We start from the raw sequence: 20,678 nt of genomic DNA on the forward strand, positions 1-20,678 counted from the left end.
AAACGCCGTCCAATTCCGGGCGGCGTTTTTACGTGCGGTCCACCGGACATCCGGCGTGGCACATTTGCTCTTTTGAACAGCGACCCGCCGCTCTATGGTCCGGCGATGAAACGCCTGAGCAACGCGCTGCGCATCGCCGACATCGAGTATGTGCTCGATGCGCCCGCTTCCGTCACGGGCAGCGCGTCATGGGTCGCGCACGGCGTGCATTGCGAACGCCACCGCCACCAGTATGCCGGTGTCGATCATGCGTTCACCTTCGATGTCGTGCATCTCAAATACGGACAGGGCCGCAAGCCCTGGCACGCCGTCATCATCACCGAGTCATGGCGGTTTCCGCAAACATCGCAGCAGCCGCGCACGAGCAAGAGCATCAAGCTCCTTCAGGGCCGCTCATCGGACATTCTGGACTGGATGAAGCAGGCCCGCGCGGCAAAGCTCGAGGCGACTTCCGCCAGATCGTGACCAAGCCGCCCTAATGCCCCGCCTGCGCGAAGCCCGCCAGAATCCGCACCCACGAGCGGATGCCCTTGTGGAAGCTCTGGAGGTCGTACTTCTCGTTCGGCGAATGGATGTTGTCGTCGTCCAGTCCGAAGCCGATCAGCACCGTGTCGAGGCCGAGCGTCTTCCTGAAATCCGCGACGATCGGAATCGAGCCGCCGGATCCGATCATGAGCGCTTCGGTGCCCCACTCGTCCGTCAGCGCGCGCCGGGCGGCGGCGAGCGGCTTCATGCCCCAATCGAGCGCGATGGCGGGCGCGCCCGCATGATCGAGGAATTCGACGCTGCAATCGGCCGGCATGCGGGCCTTCACATAGGCGCGGAACGCCTCGCGGATCTTCGCGGGGTCCTGCCCCTCGACCAGACGGAATGAAATCTTCGCTGACGCCTGCGCGGCGATCACCGTCTTCGAGCCCTCGCCAGTGTAGCCGCCGACAATGCCGTTGATGTCTGCCGTCGGGCGCGAGGAAATCTGCTCGATCAGCAGGCGGTCCTTTTCGCCTGCCGGCAGCGACAACCCGATCGGCTTGAGGAACAGATCGGGCGTGAGGTTCAGCTTCTTCCATTGTTCGAGAATGGCGGGCGGCAGATCCTTCACGCCATCGTAGAAACCGGGAATGGTGACACGGCCATTGTCGTCATGGATGGAGCCCAGGATGCGCGTCAGCACCCGGATCGGATTTTGCGCGGCTCCGCCGAACAGGCCGGAATGCAGGTCGCGGTTGGCGGCCTTGACGATGACCTCCTCGTATACGAGGCCGCGCAGCGACGTGGTGATCGCGGGCGTGTTGCGGTCCCACATGTTGGTGTCGCAGACCAGCGCGAAATCGGCTTTCAGGTCGCCCTTGTTCTTTTCGAGGAAGGGGCCGAAATTCTTCGAGCCGACCTCCTCCTCGCCCTCGATCAGCAGCGTGACGCCGAGCGGCAGGCTGCCGGTGACATTCTTCCACGCCCGGCAGGCCTCGACGAAGGTCATCAACTGGCCCTTGTCGTCCTCCGCGCCGCGCGCGACGATGATCTCGCGGCCATCCGCATGTTTAGTGACCACCGGCTCGAACGGCGGGCGGTCCCACAGGTTCAACGGATCGACCGGCTGCACGTCGTAATGTCCGTAGAACAGCACATGCGGTCCGTTCGCAGCCGGGCCGTCATAACGCGCGACCACCGCCGGATGCCCCGCGGTCGGCCGCACCTGCGCCGAAAAGCCGATGCTCTCGACGTCCGCCGCCAGATGCTTTGCCGCCTCCGCGCAATCGGCGTTGAAGGCCGGATCGGCGGAGACCGACTTGATCCGCAGCAGCGCGAACAGGCGCTGCAAGCTGCGGTCGAAATCGGCATCGACGCGGTCGAGAACGGCGGAAAGCTGCGAGGTGTCAGTCATCGTAAATCCCAAGCTGGTCTTTTCCCCTCTCCCCTTGCGGGAGAGGGAAGAACAAAATCGAACTATTACCGCCGCAGCAGGCCACCGAGCGCGCCGCGCACGATCGAACGGCCGATGGAGCCGCCGATCGAGCCGCCGACCGACTTGCCGAGATCGGACACCACGCCGCCGACCACCTTGTTGGTCACCGAGCGCGTGACGTTGCGCGCGATCAGTTGCCCCGTGGTCAGACGTCCGCGCGAATTCGAGGTACCGAACACCGAGCCGACGATGGAGCCGATGTGATCGAGCAGCCCGCCGCCGCTGCCGGGTTCGCCGGTCGCCGCGTTGTCCGTGAGGCGCTTCTGCAAAATCTCGTAAGCGGACTCTGAATCCACCGTGGTGTCGTATTTGCCCTTCACCGGGCTCGCATCGATGATCGCCTTGCGTTCCTCCGGCGTGATCGGGCCGATCCGCGCGCTCGGCGGCCGCACCAGAATGCGCTCCACCATCGCCGGCGTGCCGTTGCCTTCCAGAAACGAGACCAGCGCCTCGCCCTTGCCGAGTTCGGTGATGACCTGCGCGGTATTGAGCGCGGGGTTGGGCCGGAAGGTCTGCGCCGCGGCCGCAACCGCCTTCTGGTCGCGCGGGGTGAAGGCGCGCAGCGCGTGCTGCACGCGATTGCCGAGCTGGGCCAGAACCTTGTCCGGCACGTCGATCGGGTTCTGCGTGACGAAATAGACGCCGACGCCCTTCGAGCGGATGAGGCGCACCACCTGCTCGATCTTGTCCATCAGCGATTTCGGCGCGTCGTTGAACAGCAAATGCGCCTCGTCGAAGAAGAACACCAGTTTCGGCTTCGGCAGGTCGCCGACCTCCGGCAGTTCCTCGAACAGTTCGGACAGCATCCACAGCAGGAAGGTCGCGTAGAGCTTCGGGCTCTGCATCAGCTTGTCGGCGACGAGGATATTGACCATGCCGCGCCCATCGGAATCGGTGCGCATGAAATCCTTCAGTTCCAGCGCGGGCTCGCCGAAGAATTTCGCGCCGCCCTGGTTCTCCAGCACCAGCAACTGGCGCTGGATGGTGCCCACGGTCGCCTTGGTGACGTTGCCGAACGACTGCGCGGCGGTGCGCAGCGCAGCAAGCGGATCGTCCTCGCCCGCCTTGGCCGGAATCGGGATCATCGCGTCCAGCAGCGCGCGCAGATCCTTCATGTCCATCAGCGGCAGATGGTTCTCGTCGGCGAGACGGAACGCGACGTTGAGCACGCCTTCCTGCACATCGTTGAGATCGAGCATCCGCGACAAGAGCAGCGGTCCCATTTCCAGCACGGTGGCGCGCACCGGATGGCCCTGCTCGCCGAAAACGTCCCAGAACACCGTCGAGAACTGATCCGGCTGGAACGAAAGTCCCATGCCCTTGGCGCGGTTCAGGATAAAATCGTTCGGTTTGCCTACTTCGGAGATGCCCGAGAGGTCGCCCTTGATGTCGGCGGCGAAAACCGGAACGCCCGCGCGGGCAAAACCCTCCGCCATCACCTGCAACGTCACGGTCTTTCCCGTTCCCGTCGCGCCGGTCACGAGGCCGTGGCGGTTGGCGAGCGACAAGGTCAGAAAAGCCGGTTGATCGCCCTTGCCGATAAACAGCGCGGTGTCGGTATCCGCCGCTGCCGGCTTCGGCGCGCTCGCTGTTCCCGTCCCCGCCGACGCAGATGCCTGTTTCGTCGCCTTCGCCATCGCCGTTCCTCGCTTCCAATGCCGTACCGCTATCCGGCTATATTTATTGAAGCATCTTTCCTGCTTCTTCAATGGCAATGGAACCATCCGGCCATAGATAGAGACGAAACAAATCAAATCCCGACAATAGAAGAAGGAGGTAATTCGTCGCGCATGGCCAGTGCGACACGCGATTTTCGCCTCGCGTCACCAAAATGGAGACGCTCACTCTTGCATCACAGCAACACCGGACGCGCTTTAAGAGAGAATCTGAATTGCAAGGACGTTCGTCTCTTGTATTTCGCGTCTCATCCGATCAAGATAAAAACATAAGCGTTAAGAGCCGGAATAAACCGGAAGGACAAGAAACTATGGACTGCCGGATTGCATTGCGTGGGGCCATGTCGGGACGCATCGACATCAGAACACACAAAAGCTCGAAGCATTCCGGCCTTCTCAATCATTCAAACATCCGCAATTCCGTCTGCACCTCAGGATTTTTCGTGCGCCACGCCTGTCACCGCGATGGTTCGCTGCAACCGGCACCCTCGATTTTCCAGATCGCGTAAGTTCTTCCATTTGCAATGACATACCCTCTGACACAAATCGATGGATTGGGTCCTCTGGCTGCCGCGAAGCTGAAAGCCCAGGGCATTCGCACGACCGCGGCGCTGCTGGAGAAGGCTGGCACCTACAAGGGCCGCAAGGAATTGGCGGAAGCGACCGGCCTTTGCGAGAAGCAGATCCTCGGCTGGGCCAACATCGCCGACTGCATGCGCATCAAGGGCATGGGCAGGGCCAAGGCCGAGTTGATCCGCGCCGCCGGCGTCAGCACGGTGCGCGAATTCGCGCTGCGCAACCCCGGACGGCTCGCGCAGGCGATGGCCGAGGCCAACTCCAGGCGCAAGCTGGTGCGCGTGCTCCCCTCCGAGCAGTCGGTCGGCCAGTTGATCGAGCGGGCCAAGAAGCTGCCGCTCAAGATCAGCTACTAACCCCGCGAGTTTAGGGCATCTTCCCACCCGCTAGCCGCTTGACTCATGTTTCGGGACCGCGCAAAGCCGCGCCATGAACGCCCGTTCCCCGACACCCGGCACATCGCAAGACGCACGGCACGATATCCTGCCCGCGCTGCTGGCCAGGCCGCATGTGCTGGTGATGGGCGTGCTCAACATCACCCCGGATTCCTTCTCCGACGGCGGCGAATATCTCGATCCCGCCCGCGCGCTGGCGCAGGCCGAACGGCTGGTTGCCGATGGCGCCGACATTCTCGACATCGGCGCGGAATCCACCCGGCCCTATGGCGCGACGCCCATCTCGGCAGACGAGGAAATCGCGCGGCTGACACCGATCCTGCCCGCCGTCGCCCGGTTCGGCGTGCCCATTTCCATCGACACCATGAAGGCGGGCGTCGCCGCATGGGCGCTCGACCGGGGCGCGGCCGTTCTCAACGATGTCTGGGGCCTGCATCGCGATCCCGCGATGGCGAAACTCGCGGCCGCTCGCGGCACGCCCATCGTCGTGATGCACAATCGCGACGAGGCCGACCCCGCCATCGACATCATGAAGGATATCGCCGCGTTCTTCGAGCGTTCGCTCGCCATCGCGGGCGAGGCCGGCCTGCCCCGCGACAACATCGTGCTCGATCCCGGCATCGGCTTCGGCAAGACGCCCGAGCAGAGCATGATCGCGCTGGCGCGGCTGGGCGAACTGTCCCAATTCGGGCGTCCCGTTCTGGTCGGCGCCTCGCGCAAACGCTTCATCGCCAGCGTCTCGCCCTCCGAGCCGCGCCAGCGCATTGGCGGTTCACTTGCGGCGCATCTGCTGGCGGTTCAAAATGGCGCACGGATCGTCCGCGCGCACGACGTTTTCGAGACCGTTCAGGCGCTGCGCGTGACGGCCGCAATCGGGGACAAACGGTGAGCGATACCATCTTCATCAAGGGCCTGCTGATGCACGCCCGCCACGGCGTCATGGAGCATGAGGCCGAAGTCGGCCAACGCTTCGTCATCGATCTGGAATTATCCATCGACCTCGCGGATTCCTCGCGCACCGACAAGCTCGCCGACACCGTGTCCTATTCCGATGTCGTGACCAGCGCGAGCCAGGCGTTCAAGGGCCAGAATTACTATCTGCTGGAGCGCGCGGCGGGCGCGGTGGCGGACGCGGTGCTGCGCGATTTCGCCAGGATCGAGGCCGTGAAGGTGACGATCCACAAGCCGCATGCGCCGATTGCGGCGATCTTCGACGATGTCGGCGTCGTCATCCTGCGCAAGCGCGCGTAACCCATGGCCAGCGTGCTGATCGCGCTCGGGGGTAATGTCGGCGACGTCCGCGCGACCTTCAAATCCGCCATTTCCCATATCTGCGGCGCGACGCAGGCGATACTCGTCGCGCGTTCGTCCGATTACCGTACTTCGCCATGGGGCGAGGAAGACCAGCCGCCCTTCATCAACGCCTGCATCGAGATCGAGACCTCGCTCGACCCGATGGCATTATTGTTCACGCTGCACCGGATCGAAAAGAAGTTCGGCCGCGACCGCGCCAGCGAGAAAAGATGGGGCCCGCGCACGCTCGACCTCGACATCCTTGCCTACGACAACGGCACGATCCACACGCCGGAACTGACGCTGCCGCATCCGCGCCTGTTCGAACGCGCCTTCGTGCTGGTGCCGCTGGCGGAAATCGCGCCAGACCGCGACATCGGCGGCCGCACGCCGCGTCAGGCACTGGCGGATGTGCCGAGCGAAGGTATCGAGCGGTTGGACGACCTCGCTTGAATGCTGCTTCTCGGCCCCCGCCGATAATTGCTGTATAGAAGGCAAATGACCTTCGCATCGATCCGCACCATCGCTCTTGCCGCCGTTGCCGGTATCTTTTTCATCGGCCCCTGCTTCGCAGCCGAGCCGAAACCGGACATCGCCATCAAGACCGATGCCGTCGATGTCAGCGTCACGCTCGATGACACGATCAAGTCCTACCCCGCCCTAGCAGCCGATTGTCTTGCGGAAGGCAAACGCTATGCCGGGAAGCAGCGCAAGGAAGCCACGGACAGCAAACGCAGCGATCCGCAATACTTCCCGAAGGACGGATACACGTTCGAACGCGAGTACGTCACCGCATCGGTTGTCGGCGGCCGCTACATCAGCGTTCTGCGTGAGGATTACGCCGACACCCATGGCGCGCATCCCAACAGCTATGTCGATACGATCCTGTGGGACGACGCCGGAAAGAAGCGCATCAGCATCCGGCCATTCTTCACGGAAACCGCCGATGGCGGCCCGACGCTGACGGCGATGCGCAATGCCGTCCTCGCGGCGCTGAAAGCCGAGAAGAAGGCACGCGGCATTACGGACGACGATTCCCCTGTCGACTGGTACAAGGATATCGGAACGAGCCTGCTCAAGATCGGCCCGGTGACGCTCGCGCCTTCGACCGAGCCGGGCAAAAGCGCGGGACTCGCTTTCCACTATGAGCCTTACGCCGTTGGCCCCTACGCGGAAGGCCGTTTCGACGTGGTGGTGCCGTGGCGGGAACTGAAGCCATACCTTTCGGCGGAAGGTGCCGCGATCTTCGGCGGCCAGCCGCAAGAAGACAGCACCAACCGGCCATGACGGCAGGCAGGATCCGCGCCCTCATCACCGGCTTCGGCCCCTTTCCCGGCGCGCCCTATAATCCAACCGCGAAACTCGTGGAGCGGCTGGTGCGCCTGCCCCGCCCCGCCTTCGCCAATGTCGAGCGGATCGGCCACGTCTTTCCGGTCAGCTACCGTTCGGTCGATGCGCAGTTGCCCGCCTTGTTCGCGCGGCACGAACCCGATTTGCTTCTGATGTTCGGGCTTGCCACACGCACGCCCTATGTCCGCATCGAAACACGCGCGCGCAACACCGTCACCCAGCTCTGGCCGGATGCGGATCATGCGACGGTGTTGAGCCGCAGCATCGATCCCGCCGCGCCCGCGACGCGCCGGTTCGGCGGCCATACGCAGCATCTGCTGCACGCCGCGAAGACCACCGGCATCGATGTTCGTCCTTCGATCAACGCCGGAGCTTATCTTTGCAACTATCTGAGCTGGCGCGCGATCGAAGCTGTCGACCAACATCCCAAGGCGCGGCCGCTTGCGGCGTTCATCCACGTGCCGAAAGTGCCGCGCGACGCTCGTTCGGGAAAGCCCGGGGAGATCACCTTCGAGCAACTTGTCGATGCCGGGGAAGCGATGCTGGCCACACTCATTCAGCGCGCGCGGGCGGCGCGCTCACGCTCAAATTTAACCAATGGCGGATCATAAGATCGCCGCTACCCTCTCCTTCGTGCCATAAACCGGCGACAGGAGCGCATCATGGATTTCACCCGCCGCCGTCTCATGGGTCTGTTCAGCGTGTCGGCCGCCGCGCTGATGCTCGAAAGCGTCGCGAGCCGCGCAGCGCCGCCGTCCGGACGTGACGCGGGGCAACCCGGCGTCAAACCCGGTGGCGGCGATCAGACCATGGCCTTGCAGCACGCGATCAACGCCACCGCCGCCGCGCGAACGCCGCTGGTGCTGCGGCCGGGACTCTATCGTACCGGCGAACTCGAACTGCCGAGCGGCGCGCAGATCGCCGGCACACGCGGCGCGACGCGGCTGGAATTCACCGGCAGCGGCACCTCGCTCTTCACCGCGAAAGGCGCGGACGGCCTCAACCTGAAAGGTCTCGTGCTCGACGGCGGCGGCAGCGCCCTGCCCGAGCGGCGCGGCCTCGTCAGCCTGCAAGCCTGTCGCGACTTCCACATCGGCGATTGCGATATTGCCGGCAGCGGCCGCAACGCCATCCGGATCGAGACCTGCTCCGGCGACATCCGCAACACCACCATCCGCCAGACCGCCGCCACCGCGATCGTCAGCGTCGATGCGCTCGGCCTCCTGATCGCGCAGAACGTCATTCAGGACGCCTCCGAGAACGGCATCGAGATCGTGCGTACGGCCGCGGGCGACGACGGCACCATCGTGATCGACAACCGCATCGAGACCATCAAGGCGGGCCCCGGCGGCACGGGGCAGTACGGCAACGCCATCAACGCCTTTCGCGCCAACAACGTGATCGTGCGCGGCAACCGCATCCGCGATTGCGACTATTCCGGCGTGCGCGGCAACTCCGCCTCCAATATCCAGATCGTCGGCAACACCGTCACCGACGCGCGCGAGGTCGCGCTCTATTCGGAATTCGCCTTTGAGGGCGCAGTCATCGCCAACAATATCGTGGACGGCTGCTCCACCGGCGTGTCGGTCGCCAATTTCAACGAGGGCGGCCGCCTCGCCGTCGTGCAGGGCAACATCATCCGCAACACCAGAACGCGCCGCTATCCGGGATCGAATACCGATCACGGCGGCGTCGGGATTTATATCGAGGCCGACAGCAACGTCACCGGCAACGTGATCGAGAACGCGCCGGTGTGCGGCATCAGCGCGGGCTGGGGCAAATATCTGCGCGACGTCAACATCGCCAACAACATCATCCGCGATGCCTTCGTCGGCATCGGCATCTCGGCGGTGGACGGCACCGGCAAGACGCTCGTCAGCGGCAACCTGATTACGAACGCGCCGCGCGGCGCGATCGTCGGCTACGACCACGACAAGCCGGTCACCGGCGATCTCGCGGTGGTCGGCGCGTCAGGATTTCCGAAAATCGTACTGGGCCTGAACACGGTTCAGTAGGCCCGGCTTCGGCAAGCTGCCCGGAACGCCCTCCTCGGTCTGCGCGATCGCGACCTCGATCGGCTTGTCGAAGGCCGGATCGGGTGGCGCCAGATCCTGCCAGACCTTCAGCGCCGTCCGCGCCTCGTGCACCATCGCAAGAAAATCGCTCTCGGTGTGATAGAGCTTCCAGCGCCCGCTTTCATAAAGCTCGGTGAGATGATCGAGCCGCTGCTGCGCCAAAATGCGCCAGCGCGCGACCACGCCGCGGCCGGCGGCAGCACCCGGTTTCGGAAAAGCCTCAGACATCGCCAGTTTCCATGACAACACGTTACAGAATGACGCCAGCCATAACGGGCCGGTACGAAACGACGGTGACACAAAGCAACTTGAGGGACGCGAAGCAGGACGCAAAAACGCGCGGCGGGCCATCGGCCCGGTGCGGCGAAGCAATAGAATCGCCGCTGGAATGACCTATCGTCCTCATGGCGCGAGTTCAGGTCAAGGTATTTGCGTACAGAAGACTTCCAATCTCGCGGGCACAGTTAACGCGGGCCGGGCTTTTTCAACGCGGCATCGGCTTGGGCGGCTCGGAGGCGGTCGCGACAGGCGCTGCCACCATTGAGACGGCGGCGAAGGCGTCGGCCTCCCCCGCCCCGAACCGGTCGTCGCGTCCGGCCGGACCGAGATCGCGGGCGGATTGCACCAGCGCCTGTCGCACCTCGTCGGCGGTGAGCGCGGGATTGCGCGACAGCATCAGCGCCGCAAGCCCGCTGACATAGGCGGCCGACAGCGAGGTGCCGGAGGAGACGCCGTATTTGCCGCCGGGGAGCGGCGCGAGGATATCGACGCCGGGCGCGGCCACGGCGACATACGCGCCCTGATTGGCTTTCGCGAAAATCTGGTCGGCGGCATCGGTCGCGGTCACGCCGATGACGTGGCTGTCCGCCCCCGGAAACAGCGGCGCCGATTTCGGCCCGGCATTGCCGACCGCCGCCACCAGCACGATGTTCCTCGCCGCCGCCGCCGCGAGGCCGCGCTCGACCAGCCTGTCGCGAGGACCGGCGAAACTCATGTTGATGATCTGCGCGCCGTTCGCGGCGGCATAATCGAGGCCCTTCAGCACGACGAAGGTGGTGCTCGACGCGCCCGATTTGGCTTCGCCGAACGCGCGGATCGCCAGCAGCTTCGCGGCCGGAGCCGCGCCCTTGAGCGTGCCGTGCGCGGCGATGACGCCCGCGATGCTGGTGCCGTGCGCGTGCGCGGCCTCCTTGCTGTCGAGCGCGTCGAAGGTGGCTTCAATCGAACCCGCAAGTTCGGGATGGCCGGCATCAATACCGGAATCGATCACCGCGACTCTGATTTTCTCGCCGGTCGAGATCGCCTGCGCCTCCGGCAGCCGCAGTTTCGCCAGCGCGTACTGGAACGGCACCTTGCCGCCCTGCTCGTCCTGCAAGCGGAAGATCGAATTGCGCTGCGCCGACCTGATGCCGCGATCCGCGCTCAACTGCTTCACCACTGTATCGACCGGACGCCCGTCCGGAATCCGCCAGCGATAGAACGTGGTGTCGAGCAGCGCGATGTGCTGCGACTGCATCGGCCGCAGCCGGTGCTTCTTCGCGATGGCCTGCACCTGAGCGTCGGTCGGCTGGCCCGCTATCTCGATCAGCACTTCATTCGGCACGTAGGTGGGATCGGCGGCGGCGCGCGGAGGCTTCTTCGCCGCGCGTTCCGGCGGCGGCCTGCGCGAGGGCGGCGGCCCGTTATAGATACGATCCTCGATCACCGGGCCGTAATGCAGGTTCGGCGAATAGCGCACGCCCGGATTGATCGGAATCCGGGGGCCGACATGAATGTTGGGCCCGCCGACGCTGAAATTGCGCATCTGCGCCTGCGCCGGTGCGGCGAACGAGGACAGTGCCACCGCCGCCGCCAGCAGCCAGACCTTCGGGCCGTTGAATGGATCGTGTCGCTTCGTCATGCCTTCACCCCGTGCCGTATGAAGGAAATGCGAGAAATCACTGTGTCGCAGCGGCAAACGCCACGGTCTTGTCCGCCTTGACCTTGGCGATGAGCTTCGCCGCATCCGCTGCGCCGAGAGTCGCGTCGCCGAATTTCACCGTGAACATGCCCGCCTGCGGCCCCGCCACGATGGAGGCGTGATAGGCCACGAGAAAGGCGGTGATCTGATCGAGCGTGGCGTCGGACCTGAAGCCGACCAAGAGGCGCGTGCCCGCCGTCGATGCCTCTGACGACGCCGTCTGGTACCCGCCGCCTTGCTTCACCACCGCCGAGGTGATGATGCCCGCCTGCAACACCAGCGCGAGCATCGCCGCGGCGGCGGCCCAGCCGAGCGTGCGCGGCGACCATCCGCCGAAGAAGCTCCCCAGCCGCGCCATCAATCCCGATGCCGGTGATGCGCCACGCGCGGGCTCCGCGTCGATCGCCGCGAACAGTTTTTCCAGCGCACGGGTGGACGGCGCGCCGAGGTCTTCGTTCAGAAGCACGGTTTCGGCCAGCTCGTCCTTGATGATCTCGTATTGCTTCGCGAGCGCGGGATCTTTCGCGAGCGCGGCATCGACCAGCCGCGTCTCCTCGGCGTTCAGCGTGCCCGCCGCCCGCCAGGGCAGCAGCGCCTCGATGTCGCCGGGCCCGGCCAATTCCTTGTCGTTCGTCGTCATGGCCAGCCTCGCTCTATGCCTGCTTCTTTTAAAAGCTCGGCCAGTTTCTTGCGCGCGTAGAACAGGCGCGTCTTCACCGTGTTCTCCGGGATGCCGACGATCTCGGCGACCTCCTCCACGGACTTCTCGTGGTAATAGACGAGATCGACGATCTCCCGATGGTCCTGCGACAGCTTCGCCAGACAGTTGCGCAGCGCATTTCCGGTATCCTTCTTGGCGACCGCGACCTCCGGATTGTCGGACGTGTCCTCGATCGCCGCCGCCATCTCGTCGTCGAGCTCCGCGTCCTTCTTCTTGCGCAGCGCCGACAACGCCTTGAACCTCGTGATCGCCAAGAGCCAGGTCGAGACGGCGGAGCGCCCCTCGAACTTCCCGGCCTGACGCCACACATCCAGGAACACCTCGCTGATGAGATCCTCGGCGACCTGTTCCTTCCGCACCAGACGCAACGCGAACCGATAGACCCGGACATGGTGGCGTCCGTAGAGCACCTGCATGGCGAGACGGTCGCCCTGGGCAATGCGGCCGATCAGGGATTCGTCCGAAGCGGCCTGTGTTGCACTCAATGGCTGTCTCGCAAGGTTGGTCGCATGGGGACGTGATCGGGTTCGATAAAAACGTCCGTGGCATTGCTGCCCGGAAGGCAGCGAAAATGCCCTCGAAGGCGGAGTTGGGCAAGCCGCGCCGCTCCCTCCCGCATTTTACGGCCGCAACCCGGACCGAAAACACAAAATTCAAAACCAAGATATTGATAAATATATATATTTTTAGATTTTAGGCGGCACCGGCATTCCTCACAAAGACCCGCCGATACTGCCAAATGATACCAAACCTAAACGCTTTGCAGACTAATTTAGTCAAGAGCTGCGGGGTTTTACGACATGTGGGGAGCGGTCTTTCCACTCAAACTGATGGATCAACTGAGTTCAGCCGATGCCCCCGCATCGGACGTGCTGCCGCGCCGCGCTATCCAGCGCCGCCAGATCCAGACCATTATGGCGCTCAGCTACCTCACGGACACCGCGGCGCTGACGCTCTACGCCCTCGCCGGCACCACCAGCCTCACCACCCCGCCGGTTTTCCTCGCCTGTGCGCTGCTCAGCGTCACCTGCTTTGTCCTTCTGTCCGACGCCCATTTCAACGACCGCTTCAAGGATCACTACCTCGTCCTCCAGCAGATGACCGTCAGCCTGCTGCTAATGCTGTCGTTCATCTACATCGTGCCGGAAGTCGGATGCGTGTTTCTCTGCTCGCTGTTCGTGATCGTGGCGCTCGGCTCGCTGCGCTCGACCATGGTTCAGATCGGCATCGCCTGGGCGATGCTCACCGCCGGGCTCGCGGTGCTGTTTCTGTTCACGAAAGTGCCGATCGGCATCCCTGACGGCAATTTCGGCGAGCGTTTCGCCACCCTGTTCCTGTTCGCCGTCACTATCGGCCGCTGCATGCTGGTCGGCATGTTCTCCAGCGCGCTGCGGGAATTCTTCTACACGCAGGGCCTCGCCCTGAAGGAAGCCTATCGGCGCATCGAGGAACTCGCCGAATTCGACGAACTGACCGGCGCGCATAACCGCCGCAGCATCATGCATACGCTGGCCGAGGAGAGCGAACGCGCGATCCGCGCCAAAAGCGCCTGCTCCATCGCGCTGATCGACCTCGACTGGTTCAAGAGGATCAACGATTTTTACGGCCATCCCGTGGGCGACGAAGTGCTGCGCACTTTCGCCATCACCATGTTCGCCAACGTGCGGGCCATCGATAAATTCGGCCGCTATGGCGGCGAGGAATTTCTGCTGATCATGCCGGAAACGGACGAGGACACCGCCGGGAAAGTGGGAGATCGCCTGCGCATGATCATAGCGGGCATCGACTGGAATTCGATCTCGCCCGGTATCGCCGTGACGATGTCGGCGGGCGTGGCCACGCTGCGCCACGGCGAGACGCCTGAAAACCTTCTGCTGCGGGCCGATGTGGCGCTGTATCGCGCCAAGGACCGTGGACGAAACAGAATCGAACACGCTTAGGGGTCGTTACCTGCCGCAGAACTGCGGCAGGCCGTTTGGGACAGAAGTCATGGGTGTAAATACCGCCAACGCCGCCAGTTTGTTGGCAGATCTTCAGGCCGCACTGACCCATGGGACGGTGGCGCGCCGCGTCGAAGCACTCCGTCGCGTCACCGATCTGTTCCTTTACGCACCGGCCGCCTATTCCGACGAGCAGATCGCGCTGTTCGACGATGTCTTTCAGTGCCTCCTGCTCAAGATGGAGCAGTCGGCGAAGCAACTGCTGTCCGAACGTCTCGCCCATGTGGTGGAAGCCCCGGCCGGTGTGATCCGGACTCTCGCATTCGACGACATGATCGAGATTGCGGCTCCGGTTCTGTTGCATTCCGAAAAGCTCAACGAGGCGGCGCTGGTCCAGAACGCGCGGGAAAAGAGCCAGGGTCATCTGCTCGCGATCTCAAGGCGCAAGGTCCTGAGCCACGCCGTCACCGAGGTGCTGGTCGAGCGCGGCAATGACGATGTGGTCGAGAGCACGCTCAACAATCCCGGCGCGGAATTCTCCGACAATGGATACTCGCGCCTGATCATGCGCGCCGAGGGGCACGACGGCATCGCGACCTGCCTCGGCTTGCGACCCATTCCCCGGCATGTCTATCTGCAACTGATCGCCAAGGCGTCGCATACGGTGCGGGACAAGCTCAACCGCGCCAACCCGCAATTTTCCGCCGATGTCGTCTCGGTGATGAAGGATATCGCGATTCAGGCCAGCGCCGCGAAAAGCGAAGCCACCGAACGCGCTCAAACGCTCGTCAGGCTGCTTCACAGCGACGGCCGCCTCAACGAAGCGCAGGTGGCGGCGTTCGCCGAGCACGGCCGCGTCGAGGAGGTCTCGACCGCCATCGCGCTGATGACCGATGTGCCGATCCTCACCGTCGAGAACATGATGATCGAGCCGCGCGCGGAAGGGCTGCTGGTGCTGGCGAAGGTCGCGGGCCTCGGCTGGACGACCGTCGAAAAGATCCTGATGGCGCGGCACGCGGTCGGCGATGTCGGAGTCTCAACAAGCCTTGCCGAATATCAGGATCACTTCAACCTGCTGCGGCCCGCCACCGCCCAGCAGGTGCTGCGCTTCTACCGGATGCGCGAGGCCGGCAGCATTCCTGCGACGGCTTCCTAGAACCGAAAGACCCGGCGGCCGATCATCGCTCCAACGAGCATCACGAAAGCCGCCGCCAGCGTGTACCACGTCGCCACGAACAAGGGCGAGTCGTCCATGCAATGGGCGGCATAGATCGCAGCGCCCAGCCCCGCGGACATCAACCCCGCCAGCGCGCCCAGCAGCATCGGGTGCGAGGTCGCCCCCTTGCGCAGCATCAACAGCGTGGCAATCAGGAACGGCGCCGAAAACAACGGAATGGACGACATGCAGGCCATCGAACTCGATCCGACCAGCCGGCCTGTCCAGTTCACGCGCTGAGGCACGGTGAAATCCGCGACGATGCCGATGCCGAGCAGGCCCACGGGCAGCGCGAGCAGCCACATCCAGCCGTGCAACGTGGCGTTCGGGCGCGACAGATGCAGGCTCAATGCCGCAGCCGCTGACGCCAGCGCCAGCGTGACCAGGAATTTGAGGTCGAAGAACGGATTGTAGATCGCCGTCGCGATATCCGGCCGCATGCCGAGGCTCATCATGAACAGCGCACCCGACAGCGGCAGCGCCGCGCAAATGCCCGCCAGCAGCCACAGCCAGACCGGCCGGGTCCGCGAGGGATGATCGGCGACAAGGCTTGCGATCAGATCGTCGGTCTTCATGTCAGGTCTTTCCGCGCGCGGGCCGCCAGTGTGGACAGTCCCCGGTGCAAGGCCACCCGCACCGCGCCCTCCTTCATGCCGAACTTCTTCGCCGTCTCCGTGATCGACAGGCCGTCGACCGAGATCGATTGCAGCACGTCGCGCTGGCGCTGCGGCAGCGTCTTCAGATGCGCCTCGATGTCCACGCCGTTCGTCACCTCCGGCGCTTCCTCGCCGGGCAGCACATCGGTGAAATCATCGATGTCCACGAACACGCGGCGGCCGCGGCGGCGCAGCGCGTCGATCAGCTTGTTGCGCGCGATGGTGAACAGCCACGGCGCGAACGCCGCGTCCGGGTCCCAGGTATGCCGTTTCAGATGCACGGCGAGCAAAGTATCCTGCACGATATCCTCGGACTGATCGGGCGATTGCCCGGCACGCAACAGGCCGCGCCGCGCCGCCGCCCGCAAAACCGGCGTGATGGCCGACAGGAGCCGATGGTAAGCGGCGCCATCGCCCGCATTGGCCGACCGCATCAGGTCGGTCCATTCATGTTCCTGGCCGCGCACCGCGCTTCCTCTAGATGCTACGGGCTGTTTTCTAGGATGTTACGGCGCCCTATGGCAAATCCGCCGGTTCCGGGAGGGCCAAGCCGGTCCTGCCCCCGCCAGCCGCTTTGGACCAAAGATTCCCAGCTTTTGCCGCGATGTGGCCACCTCCGGCAGGCCATTCTGGGCGTGGACGCTGGGCAAAATAGAGAAAACAACGGAGACGGGATCATGCGACGGAGAATCCGTTATGCGCTGATCATGGCCGCCATGGCCTTCGCCTGGACCGCCGGTCACACTGGCCCCTCGCAGGCAGCGCCGCAAGCCGAGGCCACAGCCTCCAGCACAAAACCGCTCGCGCTCGGCAAATTCTCCAAGCACCGCAAGAAGCACATCCGCCGCCACCGTTCTTCAAAGAAGCATCACGCCAGCGCCAGCACCAAGGATTCATCCAGGATTTCGTCAAAGACGGACAAGGATGACGACACCAAAATCGCAGCCAGGGGCGAAGCGGATGCTCCCTTACCGCCCTCCGTCGCCAATGCCCATGCCGAGCTGACCAGCCCTCCTCCGGAGCAGCCGATGGTCGCACAGAACCTGCTGCCCGATTCCTCCACCCTGACGGAGACCGATAAGGCCGCCACGGCGGAGCCTGCGCCGAACGGCGTTCAGATCACCACATCCGATCAGTTGAACGACATGGACCGCGATGCAGCGGCAGCCCCCGCCACTCCACCGGAACCGACCACCGTGGCGCTGGCGCAGATTGCCCAGCCCGCCATCGCTTCGACAGGTGATGAATCCGCATGGCGCAGCGCTTCGCTGATCGGGAAAATCTTCATCGCCTTCGGCGTGATGCTGACGCTCGCCTCCGCCGCGCGGATGCTATGGCCTCAACGCGCCACGTAACAGCCAGCGATAGAGGCGCCCGCGCATCGTCGCGGGCGCATCGAGCCCCATCCGCACAAGGCAATCCACATCCTCCGCGTTGCCCGCCGACAGGCCGCGCCACAGAAGCAACAACAGCGCGACGGGGCTTGAGGCGGCCTGTTGCAATCTCTGCAACGCCGGAATCAGCCGCTGCTCTGTTTCGGTGAAATCCGTTCCGAACGGAAACTGCGGCAACAGCCCCTTGTCGCGCAACGGTGCCAGCGCGCGCGCAATGCGTTCGGGTATGTTGGCACGGTGGGCGGGCGGAATCTCGTAAGCCTGCGGCAGCTTGCCCGCCGCCTTAGCCTGACGCATCAGGTCATCCTGAAAGCGGGAATCCGAAACGCACAGCATCGCCGCGATCACTTCGGCGTCGGACTTTCCGCGCAGATCGGCGATGCCGTACTCCGTCACCACGATGTCGCGCAGGTGGCGCGGAATGGTGGTGTGGTCGTATGACCAACGGATGTTCGATTCCAGCCGCTTGCCGTTATGGCGCGTGGCCTCGAGCGTCAGGATCGAACGCGCGCCTTCCAGCGCAAAAGCCTGCGCAACAAAGTTATATTGCCCGCCGACACCGCTCACCATCTGGCCATTGCTGAGACCATCGGAGATCGCATCACCGAGCAGCGTCACCATCATCGCATTGTTGACGAAGCGCGCCTTCGGCCGCCCGATGCGCTTTGCGTCCTCGTCGCCATAAAGCTCGTTGGTGAAGGACACCGGCATCATCTGGATGCGCTCAAGCCTGTCCTGCGGCATCTCGCGCAATGCGCGATAGAACGATTTCGGCCCGAGGAAAAACGCCGCGTGCAGCCACGCGCCATCGACCTCGCGACGCACGATGCCCGCCTCGATCAAGCCGAGGAACGCCTCGAAGAACATTTCGCTGAGACCGTTCAGCCCTTCCGCAAACGGAGCCAGAGCGCGCGAGGGCTGGCCCGGCGACAGGCGGCTGATCGCGTCGCGAAAATCCGCATTGTTGCGATCGCGCACGATCAGGCCCTGCGCCAGCGCGTCGCCCACCTGCCCGATGCCGATCTGCAATGTGCCGCCGTCCTCGATCAGCGTCGCTGTATGCAGGCCGATGGCATATTTCGCATCGCCAACCGGCTCTGACGGCGGCGCGAACAGCGGGAAATCCGTCTCCTCGCTGTCGAGGATGGCGTGGAATTCAGAGGCCGCCAGATCGCCCGGCCCCGGCATGAACGGCAGCTCGGAATTCACCTGCCCGATCAACTTGAAATCGATTTTGCCTTCCGCGCGCGCCTTCAGAAGGTCGAGGGTGGTGTCGGTGTTGCAGCTCAGGCTGTAACGCACCTCGCCGTTCACGACGCGCTTCGCGACCAGTTGCAGCACGACATTGAGGCCCCGCGTCAGCATCCCCGCGACGGCATGGGTGTAGTTCGCCGCGATATAGTGCTGCTGGGCGTAACCGTTGTGCAGCCACTTGCCCGCGAGGAAGAAGAATTCCGCGACCTCGATGTTATCCGGCAGGATACCCGCGTGCAGCCATTTGGCGTAATCGAGATCGGGATAGCCGCCGAACAGCCGTTCGATCACCGGGCCGATGAAGCGCCGCTCCAGATCGGATTTCGGCGCGGGCTTTTCCAGCGTCAGCGCCGTGAAGATCGTCAGGCTGATTGCGGGATCCGCCGCCACACGTTCGCACAAGGCATTGGCGATGTGATTGGCCTTGCCGAGCCCGAGCGGCAGGCCGACCACCAGCTTCGAGCCGCAATCGCGCAGGATCACGTCCGCGAGAACATGGGCATCGGCATAGATTTTGGACATGCTCTCGCCCCACCATTCAGTATCGCCACGCCCGCGCCGACTGTCATGAGCCGGAGCGCAAGGTCAAGTAAATAAGGCATTTTCCTCGCTTATCGCGGTCGGATTGCCACAGCTGCCAACATTTTCACGGGACAGTTTGCCCAAGGTTTGCCGAAGCCCCGCCCGGCCAGTATGACTGCCCCGGAAGTTGCGGTATCCGCAGTCGCGGAGACTTTGGGGCGTCATGATTCGTTGGCATTCACGGCAGCGTTACGGAGCGGTAACGACCCTGTTGTTGCTGGGTGCGGCATCGGGCGCGTCTCCCGCGTTCGCCGAAACGCTGCAAGACGCGCTGGTGAAGGCCTACCAGTCCAGCCCGCAGTTGAACGCCTCCCGCGCCCAGCAGCGCGCCACCGACGAAAACGTGCCGCAGGCGCTTTCGGGCTACCGGCCGCAGATCATCGCGAGCCTGTCCGCCGGCCTACAGACCGTGCGCAACACCCTGCCCGACAACTCGATCCAGACCCAAGGGCAGAAGCCCTGGCAGATCGGCGTCACCGTCACGCAGACGCTGTTCAACGGCTTCAAGACCTCCTCCAGCGTGCGGGTCGCGGAATTCCAGGTGCTGTCGGGGCGCGAGGCGCTGCGGAATACCGGCCAGGGCGTGCTGCTCGACGCCGTCACGGCTTACATGAACGTGATCGCCAATCAGGCGCTGGTCGAGACCCAGAAGCTCAACGTGCAGTTCCTGCGCGAGACGCTCGGTGTCGCCCGCACCCGGCTCGCGGCGGGCGATGTCACACCCACCGATACCGCGCAGGCCGAGGCGAGGCTCAGCCGCGGGCTGGCCGACCTGAACGCGGCGCAGGTCGCGCTTCAGGTCAGCGAGGCGACTTATGCGCAGGTGATCGGCGACCGGCCCGGCCATCTGGCCGCTGCCCCGACGGTCGATCGCTTCATCCCTCATACCCAGCAGGCATCGATCGATCTGGCCATCAAGCAAAATCCGGCGGTGATCGCGGCCAGCTACGATGTCGATGTCGCGACCACGACGATCAGCGTCGCGGAATCCAGCCTGATGCCGCAGGTCACCGTGCAGGGCAATGTTCTGCGCCAATCGGACGGCGATTCGTATCTCAGTGTGAAACGGTCCGATCAGGCCACCGTGCTCGGCCAGATCACCATGCCTATCTACGACGGCGGCCTCGCCGCCTCGCAAACACGACAATCCAAGGAACTGGCGATGCAGAGCCGTCAGGTGCTGGAACAGGTCCGCAATCAGGCGCGGACGGCCGCGCTCAGTGCGTTCATCACCAACGAAGGCGCCAAGGTCGCCCTCTCCGCCGCCGAAAGCGAAGTGAAAGCCGCGACGGTCGCGCTCGCGGGTGTCCGGCGCGAAGCTCAGGCCGGCCAGCGCACGACGCTCGATGTGCTGAACTCCCAGGCTGACCTGACCGCCGCGCGCAGCCGCCAGATTCTCAGCCAGCGCGACCGGGTCATCGCCTCCTACACGCTCTTGAGCGCCATCGGCAAGCTCGATGTCCGCACACTCGGCCTCAACACGCCGGATTACCTGCCCGAGGTGCACTACCATCAGGTGCGCGACGCCTGGCACGGCCTGCGCACGCCATCAGGGCAATAGGCAATCCATCATCTTTTCAGGAAGATGGATGCGCGGATCAAGTCCGCGCATGACGAATGAGGGTTT

Annotated in this window: 22 protein-coding genes; 13 read left to right on the plus strand and 9 right to left on the minus strand. The window is 64.2% G+C overall.

From position 1 onward, the window contains the following. Positions 1 to 105 precede the first annotated feature (105 nt). On the plus strand, positions 106 to 465 hold the full coding sequence (locus AFIC_RS10605) for a hypothetical protein (RefSeq protein WP_275246204.1): 360 nt from the start codon (positions 106 to 108) through the stop codon (positions 463 to 465). Positions 466 to 475: 10 nt separating this feature from the next. On the opposite strand, the gene AFIC_RS10610 is transcribed toward AFIC_RS10605, so the two are convergent. Further along, positions 476 to 1,882, minus strand: coding sequence for a M20/M25/M40 family metallo-hydrolase (locus AFIC_RS10610; RefSeq protein ID WP_275246205.1), 1,407 nt, complete (start codon positions 1,880 to 1,882; stop codon positions 476 to 478). Positions 1,883 to 1,947: 65 nt separating this feature from the next. Then, positions 1,948 to 3,600, minus strand: coding sequence for a helicase HerA-like domain-containing protein (locus tag AFIC_RS10615; RefSeq protein ID WP_275246206.1), 1,653 nt, complete (start codon positions 3,598 to 3,600; stop codon positions 1,948 to 1,950). A 194-nt stretch (positions 3,601 to 3,794) separates the two neighbouring features. Here AFIC_RS10615 and AFIC_RS10620 point away from each other — a divergent pair, with 194 nt between their 5' ends. The 8 genes from AFIC_RS10620 to AFIC_RS10655 all read left to right on the plus strand — a co-directional run bounded on the left by AFIC_RS10620 (position 3,795) and on the right by AFIC_RS10655 (position 9,268). After that, complete coding sequence (locus tag AFIC_RS10620) at positions 3,795 to 4,148, plus strand: hypothetical protein (RefSeq protein ID WP_275246207.1); 354 nt, start codon at positions 3,795 to 3,797, stop codon at positions 4,146 to 4,148. A 15-nt stretch (positions 4,149 to 4,163) separates the two neighbouring features. Then, positions 4,164 to 4,571, plus strand: coding sequence for a DUF4332 domain-containing protein (locus AFIC_RS10625; RefSeq protein WP_275246208.1), 408 nt, complete (start codon positions 4,164 to 4,166; stop codon positions 4,569 to 4,571). A 73-nt stretch (positions 4,572 to 4,644) separates the two neighbouring features. Next, a complete protein-coding gene (gene folP, locus AFIC_RS10630) occupies positions 4,645 to 5,499 on the plus strand; it encodes a dihydropteroate synthase (protein WP_275246209.1) in 855 nt (284 codons plus the stop codon). After that, positions 5,496 to 5,861 carry a dihydroneopterin aldolase gene (gene folB, locus AFIC_RS10635; protein ID WP_275246210.1) on the plus strand — a complete coding sequence of 122 codons (366 nt, stop codon included), beginning with the start codon at positions 5,496 to 5,498 and terminating at the stop codon, positions 5,859 to 5,861. Before folP ends, folB begins: the two co-directional genes overlap by 4 nt. Before the next feature lie 3 nt (positions 5,862 to 5,864). Continuing rightward, the gene (folK, locus tag AFIC_RS10640; RefSeq protein WP_275246211.1) at positions 5,865 to 6,356 is read left to right on the plus strand and encodes a 2-amino-4-hydroxy-6-hydroxymethyldihydropteridine diphosphokinase; all 492 of its coding nucleotides are present in this window, start codon (positions 5,865 to 5,867) and stop codon (positions 6,354 to 6,356) included. Positions 6,357 to 6,401: 45 nt separating this feature from the next. Further along, entirely contained in the window at positions 6,402 to 7,190 is a 789-nt protein-coding gene (locus tag AFIC_RS10645; protein WP_275246212.1) for an RsiV family protein, read from the plus strand. Further along, a complete protein-coding gene (locus AFIC_RS10650) occupies positions 7,187 to 7,864 on the plus strand; it encodes a pyroglutamyl-peptidase I (protein WP_275246213.1) in 678 nt (225 codons plus the stop codon). Before AFIC_RS10645 ends, AFIC_RS10650 begins: the two co-directional genes overlap by 4 nt. 51 nt (positions 7,865 to 7,915) lie before the next feature. Continuing rightward, positions 7,916 to 9,268, plus strand: a complete 1,353-nt coding sequence (locus AFIC_RS10655; protein ID WP_275246214.1) for a TIGR03808 family TAT-translocated repetitive protein — start codon at positions 7,916 to 7,918, stop codon at positions 9,266 to 9,268. Here AFIC_RS10655 and AFIC_RS10660 read toward each other — a convergent pair. From AFIC_RS10660 to AFIC_RS10675, 4 genes are all read right to left on the minus strand, one after another. Then, positions 9,224 to 9,556 carry a TIGR03809 family protein gene (locus tag AFIC_RS10660; protein WP_275246215.1) on the minus strand — a complete coding sequence of 111 codons (333 nt, stop codon included), beginning with the start codon at positions 9,554 to 9,556 and terminating at the stop codon, positions 9,224 to 9,226. The two genes, AFIC_RS10655 and AFIC_RS10660, sit on opposite strands and share 45 nt — an antisense overlap. Positions 9,557 to 9,812: 256 nt before the next feature. Beyond that, on the minus strand, positions 9,813 to 11,228 hold the full coding sequence (locus AFIC_RS10665) for a S8 family serine peptidase (RefSeq protein ID WP_275246216.1): 1,416 nt from the start codon (positions 11,226 to 11,228) through the stop codon (positions 9,813 to 9,815). 37 nt (positions 11,229 to 11,265) lie between these two features. Then, entirely contained in the window at positions 11,266 to 11,928 is a 663-nt protein-coding gene (locus tag AFIC_RS10670) for a hypothetical protein (RefSeq protein WP_275246217.1), read from the minus strand. Beyond that, positions 11,925 to 12,494, minus strand: coding sequence for a sigma-70 family RNA polymerase sigma factor (locus tag AFIC_RS10675; protein WP_275246218.1), 570 nt, complete (start codon positions 12,492 to 12,494; stop codon positions 11,925 to 11,927). Before AFIC_RS10675 ends, AFIC_RS10670 begins: the two co-directional genes overlap by 4 nt. A gap of 315 nt (positions 12,495 to 12,809) precedes the next feature. Here AFIC_RS10675 and AFIC_RS10680 point away from each other — a divergent pair, with 315 nt between their 5' ends. Together AFIC_RS10680 and AFIC_RS10685 are read left to right on the plus strand one after the other, a co-directional pair. After that, positions 12,810 to 13,949, plus strand: coding sequence for a GGDEF domain-containing protein (locus AFIC_RS10680; protein ID WP_420833326.1), 1,140 nt, complete (start codon positions 12,810 to 12,812; stop codon positions 13,947 to 13,949). 49 nt (positions 13,950 to 13,998) lie between these two features. Further along, the gene (locus AFIC_RS10685; protein WP_275246220.1) at positions 13,999 to 15,105 is read left to right on the plus strand and encodes a DUF2336 domain-containing protein; all 1,107 of its coding nucleotides are present in this window, start codon (positions 13,999 to 14,001) and stop codon (positions 15,103 to 15,105) included. Here the strand turns inward: AFIC_RS10685 and AFIC_RS10690 are convergent. Both AFIC_RS10690 and AFIC_RS10695 read right to left on the minus strand, forming a co-directional pair. Then, on the minus strand, positions 15,102 to 15,740 hold the full coding sequence (locus tag AFIC_RS10690; RefSeq protein ID WP_275246221.1) for a DUF1109 domain-containing protein: 639 nt from the start codon (positions 15,738 to 15,740) through the stop codon (positions 15,102 to 15,104). The genes AFIC_RS10685 and AFIC_RS10690 overlap by 4 nt on opposite strands. Continuing rightward, entirely contained in the window at positions 15,737 to 16,288 is a 552-nt protein-coding gene (locus AFIC_RS10695) for a sigma-70 family RNA polymerase sigma factor (protein ID WP_275246222.1), read from the minus strand. Before AFIC_RS10695 ends, AFIC_RS10690 begins: the two co-directional genes overlap by 4 nt. Positions 16,289 to 16,498: 210 nt before the next feature. On the opposite strand from AFIC_RS10695, the gene AFIC_RS10700 reads away from it, so the two are divergent. Continuing rightward, the gene (locus AFIC_RS10700) at positions 16,499 to 17,176 is read left to right on the plus strand and encodes a hypothetical protein (protein ID WP_275246223.1); all 678 of its coding nucleotides are present in this window, start codon (positions 16,499 to 16,501) and stop codon (positions 17,174 to 17,176) included. On the opposite strand, the gene AFIC_RS10705 is transcribed toward AFIC_RS10700, so the two are convergent. After that, a complete protein-coding gene (locus AFIC_RS10705; RefSeq protein WP_275246224.1) occupies positions 17,153 to 18,991 on the minus strand; it encodes an acetyl-CoA hydrolase/transferase C-terminal domain-containing protein in 1,839 nt (612 codons plus the stop codon). The two genes, AFIC_RS10700 and AFIC_RS10705, sit on opposite strands and share 24 nt — an antisense overlap. 223 nt (positions 18,992 to 19,214) lie before the next feature. Between AFIC_RS10705 and AFIC_RS10710 the strand changes: the two genes are divergently transcribed. After that, positions 19,215 to 20,612: a TolC family outer membrane protein gene (locus tag AFIC_RS10710; RefSeq protein ID WP_275246225.1), complete on the plus strand. Its 1,398-nt coding sequence runs from the start codon at positions 19,215 to 19,217 to the stop codon at positions 20,610 to 20,612. Positions 20,613 to 20,678 lie beyond the last annotated feature (66 nt).

This window comes from [Pseudomonas] carboxydohydrogena, assembly GCF_029030725.1.
GTDB classification, from domain to species: domain Bacteria; phylum Pseudomonadota; class Alphaproteobacteria; order Rhizobiales; family Xanthobacteraceae; genus Afipia; species Afipia carboxydohydrogena.

Bases quoted from the DNA above. Each gene is read 5' to 3' on its own strand.
- AFIC_RS10605 (WP_275246204.1), top strand. From the start codon at position 106: ATGAAACGCCTGAGCAACGCGCTGCGCATCGCCGACATCGAGTATGTG.
- AFIC_RS10610 (WP_275246205.1), bottom strand. From the start codon at position 1,882: ATGACTGACACCTCGCAGCTTTCCGCCGTTCTCGACCGCGTCGATGCC.
- AFIC_RS10615 (WP_275246206.1), bottom strand. From the start codon at position 3,600: ATGGCGAAGGCGACGAAACAGGCATCTGCGTCGGCGGGGACGGGAACA.
- AFIC_RS10620 (WP_275246207.1), top strand. From the start codon at position 3,795: ATGGAGACGCTCACTCTTGCATCACAGCAACACCGGACGCGCTTTAAG.
- AFIC_RS10625 (WP_275246208.1), top strand. From the start codon at position 4,164: ATGACATACCCTCTGACACAAATCGATGGATTGGGTCCTCTGGCTGCC.
- folP (WP_275246209.1), top strand. From the start codon at position 4,645: ATGAACGCCCGTTCCCCGACACCCGGCACATCGCAAGACGCACGGCAC.
- folK (WP_275246211.1), top strand. From the start codon at position 5,865: ATGGCCAGCGTGCTGATCGCGCTCGGGGGTAATGTCGGCGACGTCCGC.
- AFIC_RS10645 (WP_275246212.1), top strand. From the start codon at position 6,402: ATGACCTTCGCATCGATCCGCACCATCGCTCTTGCCGCCGTTGCCGGT.
- AFIC_RS10650 (WP_275246213.1), top strand. From the start codon at position 7,187: ATGACGGCAGGCAGGATCCGCGCCCTCATCACCGGCTTCGGCCCCTTT.
- AFIC_RS10655 (WP_275246214.1), top strand. From the start codon at position 7,916: ATGGATTTCACCCGCCGCCGTCTCATGGGTCTGTTCAGCGTGTCGGCC.
- AFIC_RS10660 (WP_275246215.1), bottom strand. From the start codon at position 9,556: ATGTCTGAGGCTTTTCCGAAACCGGGTGCTGCCGCCGGCCGCGGCGTG.
- AFIC_RS10665 (WP_275246216.1), bottom strand. From the start codon at position 11,228: ATGACGAAGCGACACGATCCATTCAACGGCCCGAAGGTCTGGCTGCTG.
- AFIC_RS10670 (WP_275246217.1), bottom strand. From the start codon at position 11,928: ATGACGACGAACGACAAGGAATTGGCCGGGCCCGGCGACATCGAGGCG.
- AFIC_RS10680 (WP_420833326.1), top strand. From the start codon at position 12,810: ATGTGGGGAGCGGTCTTTCCACTCAAACTGATGGATCAACTGAGTTCA.
- AFIC_RS10685 (WP_275246220.1), top strand. From the start codon at position 13,999: ATGGGTGTAAATACCGCCAACGCCGCCAGTTTGTTGGCAGATCTTCAG.
- AFIC_RS10690 (WP_275246221.1), bottom strand. From the start codon at position 15,740: ATGAAGACCGACGATCTGATCGCAAGCCTTGTCGCCGATCATCCCTCG.
- AFIC_RS10700 (WP_275246223.1), top strand. From the start codon at position 16,499: ATGCGACGGAGAATCCGTTATGCGCTGATCATGGCCGCCATGGCCTTC.
- AFIC_RS10705 (WP_275246224.1), bottom strand. From the start codon at position 18,991: ATGTCCAAAATCTATGCCGATGCCCATGTTCTCGCGGACGTGATCCTG.
- AFIC_RS10710 (WP_275246225.1), top strand. From the start codon at position 19,215: ATGATTCGTTGGCATTCACGGCAGCGTTACGGAGCGGTAACGACCCTG.